General features: G+C 74.0%; 11 protein-coding genes. 10 read left to right on the top strand and 1 reads right to left on the bottom strand.

The window, feature by feature from the left end:
- Nucleotides 1–140: 140 nt before the first annotated feature.
- The gene (locus tag ACFZAU_RS31190) at nt 141–845 is read right to left on the bottom strand and encodes a glycoside hydrolase family 75 protein (protein WP_500554923.1); all 705 of its coding nucleotides are present in this window, start codon (nt 843–845) and stop codon (nt 141–143) included.
- A 199-nt stretch (nt 846–1,044) separates the two neighbouring features.
- Here ACFZAU_RS31190 and ACFZAU_RS31185 point away from each other — a divergent pair, with 199 nt between their 5' ends.
- The 10 genes from ACFZAU_RS31185 to ACFZAU_RS31140 all read left to right on the top strand — a co-directional run bounded on the left by ACFZAU_RS31185 (nt 1,045) and on the right by ACFZAU_RS31140 (nt 12,923).
- Nucleotides 1,045–2,049 (top strand): polysaccharide deacetylase family protein, encoded by a 1,005-nt coding sequence (locus ACFZAU_RS31185; RefSeq protein WP_500554922.1) that lies wholly within the window; start codon nt 1,045–1,047, stop codon nt 2,047–2,049.
- 177 nt (nt 2,050–2,226) lie between these two features.
- A complete protein-coding gene (locus ACFZAU_RS31180) occupies nt 2,227–4,719 on the top strand; it encodes a SpoIIE family protein phosphatase (RefSeq protein ID WP_500554921.1) in 2,493 nt (830 codons plus the stop codon).
- 1,037 nt (nt 4,720–5,756) lie between these two features.
- The gene (locus tag ACFZAU_RS31175) at nt 5,757–6,287 is read left to right on the top strand and encodes a hypothetical protein (protein ID WP_500554920.1); all 531 of its coding nucleotides are present in this window, start codon (nt 5,757–5,759) and stop codon (nt 6,285–6,287) included.
- A 228-nt stretch (nt 6,288–6,515) separates the two neighbouring features.
- Nucleotides 6,516–7,352 carry an ABC transporter ATP-binding protein gene (locus tag ACFZAU_RS31170; RefSeq protein WP_500462304.1) on the top strand — a complete coding sequence of 279 codons (837 nt, stop codon included), beginning with the start codon at nt 6,516–6,518 and terminating at the stop codon, nt 7,350–7,352.
- Nucleotides 7,345–8,061 carry an ABC transporter ATP-binding protein gene (locus ACFZAU_RS31165; RefSeq protein WP_500462303.1) on the top strand — a complete coding sequence of 239 codons (717 nt, stop codon included), beginning with the start codon at nt 7,345–7,347 and terminating at the stop codon, nt 8,059–8,061. The genes ACFZAU_RS31170 and ACFZAU_RS31165 overlap by 8 nt, the downstream gene beginning before the upstream one ends.
- Before the next feature lies 1 nt (nt 8,062).
- Nucleotides 8,063–8,938 (top strand): branched-chain amino acid ABC transporter permease, encoded by an 876-nt coding sequence (locus ACFZAU_RS31160; RefSeq protein WP_499604147.1) that lies wholly within the window; start codon nt 8,063–8,065, stop codon nt 8,936–8,938.
- Between the two features lie 7 nt (nt 8,939–8,945).
- Complete coding sequence (locus ACFZAU_RS31155) at nt 8,946–10,040, top strand: branched-chain amino acid ABC transporter permease (RefSeq protein WP_500554919.1); 1,095 nt, start codon at nt 8,946–8,948, stop codon at nt 10,038–10,040.
- Between the two features lie 88 nt (nt 10,041–10,128).
- Nucleotides 10,129–11,445 (top strand): ABC transporter substrate-binding protein, encoded by a 1,317-nt coding sequence (locus tag ACFZAU_RS31150; protein ID WP_500554918.1) that lies wholly within the window; start codon nt 10,129–10,131, stop codon nt 11,443–11,445.
- Nucleotides 11,446–11,524: 79 nt separating this feature from the next.
- Complete coding sequence (locus tag ACFZAU_RS31145) at nt 11,525–12,259, top strand: TetR/AcrR family transcriptional regulator (RefSeq protein ID WP_500554917.1); 735 nt, start codon at nt 11,525–11,527, stop codon at nt 12,257–12,259.
- A gap of 436 nt (nt 12,260–12,695) precedes the next feature.
- On the top strand, nt 12,696–12,923 hold the full coding sequence (locus tag ACFZAU_RS31140) for a hypothetical protein (protein WP_018558045.1): 228 nt from the start codon (nt 12,696–12,698) through the stop codon (nt 12,921–12,923).
- Nucleotides 12,924–13,009 lie beyond the last annotated feature (86 nt).

Below are 13,009 nucleotides of genomic sequence, written 5' to 3'. Positions count from 1 at the left end.
TGTGGACCACGGTGCGGAAGCCCGAGCGGGCCGGAGTGTCCCTCGGCCCACGATCACGTGCCGGGGGCGGCCGCGCAACACGGAGGGGGCGTCCGCCGCGTCGCATCGGCCGCCCGGCGTACGTCGGCGCCGACGGCGGGTCAGTTGTCCGCGAGGAACCGGCGGGCGAGCGTGTCGCCGAGGGAGACCGCCTGGGCGTGGCTCTCGATCGGCGTGACGGAGGAGTTCTTGAAGAGGATGTACGTCACGCCGGACTCGGCCCCGCCGGTCTCCGGGTCGGGGTCGATGCCGAGGGCCTGCGCGGTGGCGTAGGAGGCCTCGCCGATGATCGCGGTGGGGCCGGTGTCGCCGACGACGGCGTACTCGACCTTGCCGCCGTACACGACGGCGACGACGCCGCCGCCCTTGATGCCGGCGCCGCGGTAGTCCCAGGTGCCGCTGGGGCTGGGGACGACGACGTAGGGGAGCGTCTCGGCGTTGAGCGGGCGGCCGTCCGACTGGTGGAAGGCCGTGTCGTCCTGGAACCAGGGGTCGGTGTCCCAGTTGCAGCGGGCGGTGACCTGGCCGTCGCAGTCGATGTCCATGTCGGCCTTCCAGAAGACGGCGCCGTTGGCGCCGCAGACCGGGACGGTGGCGGAGGTCTCCTCGTCGGTGCGGTACCTGCTGTGGGAGATCTGGGTGCAGCCGTTCACCTTGGCGAGTAACTGGGAGGCGGTGACGGAGCCCTCCTGGGGGCTGCGGGGCGCGGACCCGGCCGTCCCGGCGGCGCCGGCGGCGGGGGTGAGGAGGGCGGCCAGCAGGGTGGCTCCGGCACCGGCGGTGGCGAGTGCGAGGCGCTTGCGCACGATGGACTCCTTCCGTTAGGAAACTTTCCTGTCCTGTAGCCTGGCACCTTGTCGCGCGCATGCCAATAGGACCAAGGTCCCGCCGACGAAGGACCCGAAGATGACCGAAAGACCGGGGGCGCGCCGCCGCGCGCCCCCTACGGTGGGGGGCTGATCCGCATGCCCGGCATGCCGGCAGCCGGCCCCAGGAGGTACCACCGTGGCACTGACGACCCGCGCGACCCGAGCCCTCGGAGCGGCCGCGGCGGCGACGCTCGCCGGAGCCGCGCTCGCCGCCTGTGGCACGGAGCACATGATGAGCAGCGCCGGTGCGACCGCCTCCGTGCCCTCCGTCCGTGCCTCCGCCCCCGCCGCGCCCTCGTCCGCCCCCGCCGCGAAGCCCTCCACGACACCCGGCACCCCGTCCGGCACCCCGTCCGATGCACCGGGCGCGGCCCGTACCCCGGCGGGCACCGGGCACCACGGCACCGCGCACCACGGCACCACCGCCCCGGGGACCGGCCGGCCGCAGGCACCGGGCCACGGCGCGCAGGCCCCCCACGGCACGGGGGCCCACGGGACCGCCGTCCAGGCCCCCGCCCGTGGCACGACGGTGACCGCGGCCTCGATCCAGCACGGCGTGGAGGCACCCGGCAGGTCGGTGGCGCTCACCTTCGACGACGGCCCGGACCCGGTGTGGACCCCCGAGGTCCTCGACGTCCTCGCCCGGCACCACGCCAAGGCCACCTTCTGCGAGATAGGCCCCAACGCCCGGGCCCACCCCGACCTGGTGCGGCGGATCGCCGCCGCGGGCCACCGGCTGTGCGACCACTCCGTCCACCACGACGAGGCGCAGAGCGGCAAGTCGGAGGAGTACAACCGCCACGAGATACTCGACGCCCGGGACGAGATATCCCGAGCGGCCGGCTCCGGCGACACGCCGCTGTGGTACTACCGCGCCCCCGGCGGCGACTTCTCCCCCGCGATCCGCGCCATCGCCGCCGGTCACGGGCTGCGCCCGCTCGGGTGGACCGTCGACTCCGACGACTGGCGCCGCCCCGGCGCGGACGCCATCCTCGCGACCGTGAACCGCGAGCTGAAGCCGGGCGCCATCGTGCTCATGCACGACGGCGGCGGCGACCGCAGCCAGACCGTGCAGGCGCTGGAGACGCTGCTCGACCGCCTCGACGCGGCCGGCTACACGTACACCTTCCCCCAGCGCTGACCCCTGCGCGCGGGCCCTTCCGCCACGGTCCCGTCCGGCGCTGGAGGGCGCCGGATCGCGGCGCCCGCGCGCCCGTCGCACCGCGGACGGAGAGCCCGGCCCCCGTTCCTCTCACGCCGCGTGACGATTCCCCGCACACGGGCTGCGCCGGGGCCCCGGAGGCGGTGTAATGACCACGTGGTCAGCGACGGCGCGAAAGGACGCAGAGTACGGGCGCTGTCCGCCGAGCTCGCGCTCAAGACGCTCCGATCCGACCTCGGCCGTTCCGCCCGCCTGCGAGCCGTCATCGAACAGGCACTGGTCTTCACCGGTGCGACCCATGTCGCGGTGTACGCACCCTCGGAGACGGGCGGCGAGTTGTGCCTGGTCGCCTCGGCCGGGGTGCCGCGCGCCCTGCACGGGCTGCGCCAGAGCTACGCGACGGACGGCGCTTCCCCCATGGCCGTCGCCGTGCGCCAGGACCGCGTGGTGACGGCGGGACCCGCGGAGGTCGCCAGGCTGGTGGGCAACGGGACCCCGGAACCGCTGGAGGTCTCGCTGACCGCCCTGCCGCTGCGGGCGGACCACGTGAGCGTCGGCTGCCTGGTGGCGGTCACGGACCGGCCCGGCGGCTTCGACGCGGAGGACCGGCAGGACCTCGAACTGTTCGCCACCGCGATCGGCCATCCCGGCCCCACCCCCGGCGACGCGTGCGCGGACACCGATCCGATGGCCGGGGCGGAGTCGCGCGGCACCGGCTTCACCCTCGACATGGACACCGGCTGGATCAACGTCGGCGACGACGTGCTCGCCCTCTTCGGGCTGGAACCCGCGGGGTTCGACGGCCGGGTGGAGACCCTGCTCGCGCAGACGGTGCCCGAGGACCTCCCCGCGCTGATGTCGGTGGTCGAGGCCGGGCACATGGCCACCGGCGACCGCGAGCTGGAGTTCCGCATCCGCCGGCCCTCCGGGGAACTGCGCTGGCTGCGGCTGCGCGGGCGGGTCCTGTTCGCCCCCGACGGCCGCCCCGTGCGGCTGCTCGGCACGGTCGGCGACGCCTCGCGGATGCGGGCCGGGGTCAACGACGTGGGCCGGGTGCAGCAGCTCGCCGCCGACCTGGCCAACGCCTCGACCGTGCGTGACGTCAGCACGGTGGTGGTGACCTCGCTGCGCCGCCCGCTGAACGCCGACCGGATCGCGCTCGCCGAACTGGAGAACGACCGGCTGGTGGTCACCGTCCTCGACCCGGCGGACCCCTCGGCGTGGCCGGAGGTGTGGCGCACCGAATGGCGTTCGGAATGGCCGGACGCGCCGACCCGGGCCATGCCCACGCTGGCGACCGCGCTCCGCGAGGGCCGGGTCGGCTTCTGGCCGGCCGGGGCGCCGCTGGAGTCCACGCTGGCCGGGGTCGGCCCCGGCGGCCTCGCGGTGCTGCCGCTGCCCGCGGCCGGCCGGGTCGTCGGATGCTGCATCATCGGCTGGGACGAGCCCCACGAGTTCGGCGCGGACGAACGGGCCGTGCTGACCGCCGCGGCCGGCCTGGTCGGCCAGGCGCTGGTGCGCGTGAGGGCCTTCGACGCCGAGCACGAACTGGTGGGCACCCTCCAGCGCACCCTGCTGCCGCGTCGGCTCCCGGTGCTGCCGGGCGGCGTCGCGGTCGCCCGGTACCTGCCGACTACCGGCGGGCTGGAGGTCGGCGGCGACTGGTACGACGTCATACCCCTGCACGACCACCACGTCGCGCTGGTCATCGGCGACGTCCAGGGCCACAACGCCGGGGCGGCCACGCTCATGGGCCAGATGCGCACCGCGATCCGCGCGTACGCCGTGGAGGGCCACTCCCCCGACGTCGTCGTCTCGCACGCCAACCGCCTGCTCGTGGGCATGGAGACCGACCTCTTCGCGACCTGCTGCTACGTCAGCATCGACATGGAGGAGGGCAGCGCCTGGTGCGTGCGCGCCGGACATCTGCCCCCGGTGCTGCGGCTGCCCGACGGCAGCACCCGGACCGTGGAGGGCGACGGCGGGCCCCCGCTGGGCGTCGTCGACGACGCGGACTTCCCGCTGATCCCGCTGCGGCTGCAGATCGGCGCGGTCCTCGCGCTCACCACGGACGGCCTGGTGGAGTCGGCCGAACTCCCCCTGGACGAGGGCATGCAGAGAATGTCGCGCGAACTGTCCGAGGCCGATCCCTCCCACCTGGGCCGCATGGCCGACGCCCTGCTCAGCGCCGCCACCCGCAGTGACGACGTGGCGCTGCTGCTCATGCGCTACGACGGCATGGCCGTCAAGCCCGTGCGCGAGAGCTGGACGGTGTGGCGGCTCCCCGACGCCGCCTCGCACGCCCGCCGCTTCACCGCCCGCACCCTGCGCGCGTGGGGGCTCGGCGAGGCGGCCGACACGGTGCTGCTGGTCGTCTCGGAGCTGGTCACCAACGCCCTGGTGCACACCGAGGGCCAGGTCCGGCTGGACCTCACGCTCACCGGGGACCGACTGCGGATCGCGGTCGGCGACGCCTCCCCGCGGACGCCGGTCAAGCCGGCGATCATCAACTGGCACGACACCGGCGGCCGCGGCATCCTCCTCGTCGAGGCCATGTCCGCCGCCTGGGGCACGATGCCGCTCAGCGGCGGCAAGCAGGTGTGGTGCGAGGTCCCCGTCCACCCCCCGTACCCCGAGACAACCGGCTGACGCGGCCTTCCGCCCCGCGGTGGTTGACGCGGAGTCGCCGCGCGCCCGAGGACCCGCGCCGAGGCCCCTCCGACCGTCCGCGGGCCCGCGGACGGCGGTTGCGCCGCCAAGAGGCAGCTCCCGCGAGGTCGAGCCCCTGAAGCCGACGGGGGCGCGACCCCGGCCCCCGGGGTACCGGGTGGGAGCCACCCCATCCCGTGACGCTGCCCGCGAGGGCCGGCACCGGGAACGCAACCGAGGAGCATGGCGGTTGGACCGATCCGGCTATCGCGGACGCGACCCCGGACTCGCGCCCGTGCCGTCCCGCCGCGAGCTGCCCCCGCAGGCGTGCGGCTCCAAACCGCACCCAGCGCAGGGCAGTTTCCCTCAGCCCGGTCGGGCCCGGGCTCGGCGGACCCGGCGCCCGGCCGGGTAGCCACGCCCCCGCCGCAAGGTGCGCCCACCGGTCCGCGCGGCTCCCATCCGCGCTCAGCGCCACGACAGGTCCATCCCGTGACGCTGCCCGCGAGGGCCGGGACCTGAAACTCGACCGAGGCGCACGGCGGTTGGACCGATCCGGCTGTCGCGGACGCGACCCCGGGCCCGGGCACGTGTCGTCCCGCCGCGAGCTGCCCCCGCGGGCGTGCGGCTACAAACCGCCTTCAGCACAGGGCAGTTGCCCTCAACCCGGTCGGGCTGCGCGGGTCCACGCAGGCGTCCCCGGACCGGGACGCCCTGGTCCGGGGGCGGGTCGGACGGCCTGGACGTGCCGGTTCCGCATCCCTGTCTCGAGCGCCTGCCGGTCCCGTGAAACCGTCCCGGAAATGCGGGAGTCGGGCCCCGATCGGGGGCAGGACCGGGGCCTGGGCGGGCCCCGTCCGGCGCCCGGGCACGCGGTGCTCCAACCGTGACCTGCAGCACCTCTTCCCGACATGCCGACCAGTCGGTATCGTGCGGCCACTCCGGGGCACCGACGCCCCGGGGCGTCCGGCCGAACCTGCCCGTCCCCCACCGCGCCCGCACACCCCTCGCCACGCAAGCCGCTTGGAGACCGCGCGATGACGTACCACGGCGACACCTGGCACCACCGGCAACCACCGCCACCCGGCGGGACGCTGCTGTCCTCCGTGTCGGGGCTGACCCTGGCCGCCGCGTCGCCCCTGGCGCACGACCTGTTCGGGCACGCGATGCGCGACGGGCGCGCCGGCCCGCGACCGGAGCCGGCGGTGGCCCGGTGGGCGGCCGTGGGGGTCGGCGCGGCGGCGGTGGCACCGGCCCTCACGTACGCGTTGTTCTGGCGGGGCTTCGGCCGTACGGGCCTGCCGGCCGCGCTCTACGGGGGAACGGCGTGCGTCCTGCTGCTGACGGTGTTCCCGACGGCGGTGGCCGGCGGTCCCACGGCGCTCTTCCCCGGCCGTGACTTCCACTGGTTCCCGCTGCAGACCGCCGGGTTGGTGTCCATCCCCTTCGGCTTCCTCGCCGGCCGGCTCGGCAGCCGCTGGGACCGGCGGCGCCGCGACGGGACGGCCGCCGAGAGCCGACGGCTCTACGAGGCCGGCGAGGCACGGCTGCTCGCGGGCGCCGGCTAGCCGGACTCCCCGTCACCGGGGGCTTGTCAGCGCTTCGGACAGGGGTCACCCTCAGTCGGAACCGAATCCGATTCTGATTCGGTCGGGCTGGGAGGAGCCCTCCCGAACGGCAGGCCACCGAGCCGCCGGAGCGCCGGGCGGCCCGCACGATCCGACCCCGATCCCGATCCCCGACCCCGCCCCTCTCGTCCCGTACCAACCCGCCGAACTCCCAAGGAAGGGTGACTGGTGGAAAGCCTCCTGCGCATCGACGGACTCGAGGTCTCCTTCGGAGGCCTGTCCGCACTCGATGCGGTGTCCCTGTCGGTCCGGCCGGGCGAAGTGCTCGGCGTCATCGGCCCCAACGGGGCCGGAAAGACGACCCTGTTCAACGCCGTGTGCGGCTTCGTGCGCCCGGCCGCCGGGACGCTGCACTGGCAGGACCGGCCGCTGCCCTGGCCCCGACCGCACCAGCTGGCCCGGCTCGGCATCGCCAGGACCCTGCAGGGCCTGGGGCTCTTCCCCCGGCTCACCGTGCTGGAGAACGTCATGGTCGGGGCGACCCGGCACGCGCGGGCGGGCTTCGCCTCCGCGCTGCTGGGCCTGCCCCGTTCGGACCGCGACGAGCGGCTGCTGCGGCACCGCTCGCTGGCCGTCCTGCGGGAGCTCGGCGCGGAGGACGCCGCCGGCCGGCTCCCCGGCGAACTCCCCTACGGGGTGCAGAAGCAGGTCGCGCTCGCCCGGGCGCTGGTCGGCGAGCCGCGCCTGCTGCTGCTCGACGAACCCGCCTCGGGGCTGTCCGAGGAGGGCATGCGCGAGCTCGGCGAGGTCATCTCCGGGCTGCGCGAACGGATGGCGGTCGTCCTCGTCGAGCACCACATGGACCTGGTCATGCGGGTCTGCGACCGGGTCCTCGTCCTCGACTTCGGCAAGGCGATCGCCTACGGCACCCCGGACGAGGTGCGCGACGACCCGCTGGTGACCGAGGCGTACCTCGGCGACGAGGTCACCGCGGGGACACCCGCACCGGGCGGCACCACGACGCCGGCCGCCCCCGGGACGCGAGAGGGGTCCGCCCGTGCTTGAGGTCCGCGAACTCGTCGTCTCCTACGGCATGGTGCGGGCCCTGGACGAGGTGTCCCTCACCGTCGAGCGGGGCAGCATCACGGCCGTGCTCGGCGCCAACGGCGCCGGCAAGACCACGCTGCTGCGCACCGTCAACGGGCTCGTGCGGCCCCGTTCCGGCAGCGTCCTGCTCGACGGCACCGACATCGCCGGGCTGCCCGTCGAGGAGGTCGTGCGGCTGGGGCTGGCCCACGTGCCGGAGGGCCGCGGGGTCATCACCGAGCTGACCGTCCACGACAACCTGCGGCTGGGCGTCCTGTGGCGGGACCGGCGCGAGCGCAGGGCGCTGCAGTCGGCCGGCCTGGAGGAGGTGTACGCCCTCTTCCCCGCGCTGGCCGAGCGGCGCGCGCGGACCGCCGAGACCCTCTCGGGCGGGGAGCGGCAGATGCTCGCCATCGGCAGGGCGCTGATGACCCGGCCTCGGCTGCTGCTGCTCGACGAACCGTCGCTGGGGCTCGCGCCCCGGATCACCGCGCAGATCCTCGCCGTCCTGCGGGACCTGCGGGAGCGGCAGGGGCTCACCGTGCTCCTGGTGGAGCAGAACGCGCGCAGCGCCCTGTCCGTCGCGGACCAGGGCGTCGTGCTGAACCTGGGGCGGGTGGTCGCGGCCGACGCGGCCGCGCGCCTCGCCACCGCGGACGACCTCCGCCACGCCTACCTGGGGTTCTGACATGTACTTCATCAATCTGACACTGGGCGGGGTGACCAGCGGCATCGTCTACGCGGCGGTCGCGCTGGCCCTGGTGCTCATCTGGCGGGCGACCCGGATCGTCAACTTCGCCCAGGGCGGGATGCTGATGGTCACCAGCTTCATCGCCCTCGGCGTGATCCACGCGACCGGTTCGTACTGGCTCGGGCTGCTGGCCGCCCTCGCCTCCGGCTTCGTCCTGGGGGCGGTCGTGGAACGGGTGCTGGTCCGCCCGGTGGAGAACGGGCCGCCGATGAACGCGGTGATCGTCACCCTCGGGCTGCTGCTGTTCCTGCAGGCGGTGGCCGGGATGGTGTGGGGCGGCTCGCCGCGCTCCTTCCCGCCGCTGCTGGGCATCAAGGGCTTCACGGTGGGCGACGCCCGGCTGCTGCTGTCGCCGTCGGACCTGTTCGTCATCGGTGCCGTGCTGGTGGTGATGGCGCTGCTCGTGCTGCTCTTCCGGGTCACCCCGGTGGGGCTGCGGATGCGGGCGGCGGCGTTCTCCCCCGAGGTGGCCCGGATGTTCGGGGTGCGGGTCGGGCGGGTGCTCACGCTGGGCTGGGCGCTGGCGGGGGCGGTCGGGGCGCTCGCCGGGGTGCTGGTGGCGCCGGCGACCTTCGTCGGTCCCAACCAGTTCGACGCGGTGCTGGTGTTCGGCTTCGCCGCCGCGGTCGTCGGGGGGCTGGACAGCCCGCCAGGTGCGGTGGTCGGCGGGCTCGTGGTCGGGCTCACCCTCTCCTACGTCTCCGGGTACCTGGGGTCGGAGGTCGCGCTGCTGGGCGCGCTGGCGGTGCTGATGACGGTGCTGATGATCAGGCCCAACGGCCTGTTCTCGGGCACCTCCGTGCGACGGGTGTGAGGGGCAGATGACCGACACGACCGACACCACGAAGGACCTGGGCTCGCCCCTCGGCGGCCCGGGCGCCGCGGGCCTGCGGGCCCGGCTGCGGGGACCGGCGGACCGCACCGTGGTACGGCACCTGGTGCCCGCGCTGCTCGGACTGCTGGTGGTCTGCGGCCTGAGCGCGCTGCTGTCGCCGTTCCAGAACCTGGAGGTCGCCACCGTCGCCACGTACGTGTGCGCGGTCGCCGGGCTGACCGTCCTCACCGGCACCAACGGCCAGATCTCGCTGGGGCACGGCGCGCTGATGGCGGTCGGCGCCTACGGGACCGGCCTGTTCCTCACCGAACTCGGCTGGTCGCTGGGCGTCTCGCTGGTGGCCGGCACCGCGGTCACCGCCGCCCTCGGCACTCTGGTGGGGGCGGCGGCGGCGCGGCTGCAGGGCCCGTACCTGGCCGGTGCCACGCTCACCCTGGCCGTCGGGCTGCCGGCGCTGGCGAACTACCGGCACCTGACCGATCTGCTCGGCGGCGAGAACGGCCTCGTGGTGGCGTCGCCCCCGCCGCCCGAGGCGCTGGGCGCGTACTTCCCGCTGGAGCGCTGGCAGGCCTGGGTCTGCGTGCTGTGCGCGGTGGTCGTGCTGGTGCTCCTCGCGGACCTCGGGCGCAGCCGGGTGGGCCGGTCGTGGCGGGCGATCCGGGACGACGAGGTCTCCGCGGCGCTGGCCGGCATCCACGTGGCGCGGCTGCGGGTGCTCGCCTTCGTCGTCAGCGCGGCCTGCGCGGGCCTGGGCGGCGGGCTCCTCGCGGTGGTCAGCTCGCTGGCCGCGCCCGGGGCCTTCCCGCTGGCGCTCTCGCTGTCCCTGCTGACCGCGGCGGTGCTCGGCGGCCTCGGCAGCCTGGCGGGCGCCGTGTACGGCTCGGTGCTGCTCGTACTGCTGCCCAACTGGACGGGTGACGTAGCGGACGCGCTGCACCTGTCCCGGGGCTTCTACGCCAACCTGCCACTCGCCCTGTACGGCCTCGCCCTCGTCCTGTCGATGCTGCTGTTCCCGCAGGGCATCCAGGGGGCCCTCATCCGTCTGGTCCGGCGGCTCCGCACCCGGGGCTCCGGTACCTGACCGTCCACGTCCCGTTCCCTCGACCAGCGTCACCCCACGTGAAATCCGTTCAGAACCCACCGAATCAGATTCGGTTCCAGGAGGGGTCATGAGAAGAAGTCACCGACACGGCCTGCGCCTGCGCGGCGGCGCCGCGCTGGCCGTGCTGGCCCTGGTGCTCACCGCGTGTTCCGGCGGCTCCGGAGGCGGTTCCGCCGCGCCGGGCGTCACCAAGGACAAGATCGTCATCGGCAGCCACCAGCCGCTGACCGGGCCCGCGGCGCCGGGCTACAGCAACGTCTCGGCGGGCGCCAAGGCGTACTTCGACCACGTCAACGCCAACGGCGGGGTCAACGGCCGGAAGATCGAGTTCCGGTACAAGGACGACGCGTACAACCCGACCCAGACGGTGAAGGTCACCAAGGAGCTCGTCCTGGAGGACAAGATCTTCGCGATGGTGGGCGGGCTCGGCACGCCGACCCACACCAAGGTGGTCGACTTCCTCAACACCCGCCGCGTGCCCGACCTGTTCGTGGCCTCCGGCTGCCGCTGCTGGGACGAGCCCGACAAGCACCCGCAGACCTTCGGCTGGCAGCCGGACTACCTCGTCGAGGGCAAGATCCTCGGCCAGTACATCAAGGAGAACTTCGCGGGCAAGAAGGTCGCCTACTTCTACCAGGGCGACGACTTCGGCAAGGACGGCGTCGAGGGCCTGGACCAGTACATCCCCAAGGAGTCGGTGGTCAGCCGGCAGAGCTACCAGCCCGGCGGCACCGACATCGCCCCGCAGGTCACGGCCATCGCCCAGTCCAAGGCGGACGTGGTGGTGCTGTTCACCATCCCGACGTACACGGCGCTGTTCAAGCTCACCTCGCTCAAGCTCCAGTACAACCCGCAGATGGTGGTGACCAACGTCGGTTCCGACCCGACGACCCTGGCGGGCCTGCTGCAGTCCTTCGCCAAGCAGGCGGGCGGCACGGCCGACCCGGCGGCGCTCATGGACGGCATCATCACCGACACCTACATGCCGCCCACCAGCGACACGTCCAACAGCTGGATCAAGCTGTTCCGCGAGGTCCACGACAAGTACATCCCGAAGCTGCCCTTCGACGGCAACGTCGAGTTCGGGATGTCCATGGCCTACACCTTCGTGCAGGCGCTGCAGGGCGCCGGGAAGGACCCCACGCGGGAGTCGCTGGTGAAGGCCGTGGAGAAGGGCGGCTTCACCGGGCCCGGGCTGGTGCCGTTCCGGTTCAGCGGGGACTCGCACGCGGGCTACACCGGCGTCCAGATCGGCATCCTGAAGGGGAGCACCGACGTCGTCCTGCAGGGCACGCCGCTGGTGACGGACGACGAGCAGGGCGCCATCACGCCGTACACCACGGCGCCGCCGGAGGCCCCGGCAGGCGGCATCCCGGCGTCCTGAACGACCAGGGGTAGTGTGCTGCCCCGCCAGGCAGTGGGTTCACGGCGCCACGCCGCCGTGACGGACGGAAGGTCCCGGGATGGGCGACACACGCGGTGACGAGCTGCTCATCGGCGATCCCGCGGACCTCCCCACGACCGGTGGGGCGTCCGGGCCGGCCCCGGCCCGGACGCCCGGCCGGGCGGCGACCACCCGGCAGGCGCTGCTCGCGGCGGCCCGCGAGGTCTTCGGGGAGTCGGGGTACGCGGCGGCGGGCATCGCCGAGGTGGTCCGCCGCGCGGACGCCAGCGTCGGCGGGCTCTACCACCACTTCGACGGCAAGGTGGACCTCTTCCTGGCCCTGTGGGAGGAGTTCCGCACCGCGCAGGCGCAGACCACGGCGCGGGCGGTGGCCCGGCTCCGGGCGAGCGGCGAGGACCGCCCGCGTGCCCTCTTCCTCACCGGCACCCGCGCCTACCTGGAACACACCAGGGCGCGGCGCGAGATGGCCGGGCTCTTCTACACCGGGGACACCCCGCCGGGCTTCGACCTGCTGGGCCGGCAGAACCTGAGGACCTGGATCAGCCACAACGCGACCCTGCTCGGCATCACCCACGAGCGGCCGGGCGACCGCGCCCTGCTGATCGCGCTCACGACGACGATCGCCGAGATCGGCCGGGAGCTCGTCGCCTGCGACGACGCGCGGGAGGCCGCCGTCCTGACCGACACCGCCCTGGAACTCATCGGCAGGCTCTGCGACTTCGGACTTTCCGACGCCCAGGACGGCGCTCAGGACGGCGCCCGGCATGGCGCCGGGGACAGCGCCGCGGGCTGAGTCCGCCCCCTCCACCGTTCCCGCCGTACGGCCGCCGGACCCGTGTGCCGCGCGCCGCGGATCAGCCCTGCTCAGGGCGCGGCGGGACGGGCCCGAGCCCAGGGCCGAACATTACCTCCGGTAAATCTGCACACCGCACACGCGGGCGACATACGCCCGCACGTCCGCACGCGAACCGAGCCGCCGGTGCGCGCGGTTTGATCCGGAGTGCCCGGTTCCGCCACCACGGAACGACCCCGGGCTGTGAAGGAATTGCCACCGGGGCGTGGGAAATCCGGCACACCGGTGAAGCCGGGAATCCGAACCCAATTCGAACGCACCGGTCGGCAATTGGCCGTCCCAGCTGCTCCCATGCTTGTATCCCGTGCCGTGGCGAAGAGGTTGCCCCCCTGATGATTCGCCACACGAAATGTGTTCACACGAAGGGAAACCCCCCATGGACTTCACCTCCCAGGTCGAGACCCGCGAGATCTCCGACGCGGACCTGGACAACGTCTCCGGCGGTCTCGTGGGCGGTCTCGTGGCCAACGCCACCGGCACCGTCGAGTCGATCGCCCCCGTCGCCGGCACCGTGTCCGGTGTCGTCGGCACCGTCGAGGGCATCTCGGGCGTCAACACCGGCGCCGTGACCGGCCTGGCCACCGGCCTGATCGCGGGTCTCTGAGACTGATCGATCCGCGGGCCCCGGATACCTCCCTTCCGGGGCCCGCGGACGCCATTGCGGCCTTGGGCCCCAATGGCGGGGGATGC

The sequence above is a fragment of the Streptomyces sp. NPDC008238 genome, from assembly GCF_042956445.1.
In the GTDB taxonomy this organism is placed as follows: domain Bacteria; phylum Actinomycetota; class Actinomycetes; order Streptomycetales; family Streptomycetaceae; genus Actinacidiphila.
Note: the sequence above shows the minus strand (reverse complement) of the source record. Positions and strands in the feature narration are given on the sequence as shown.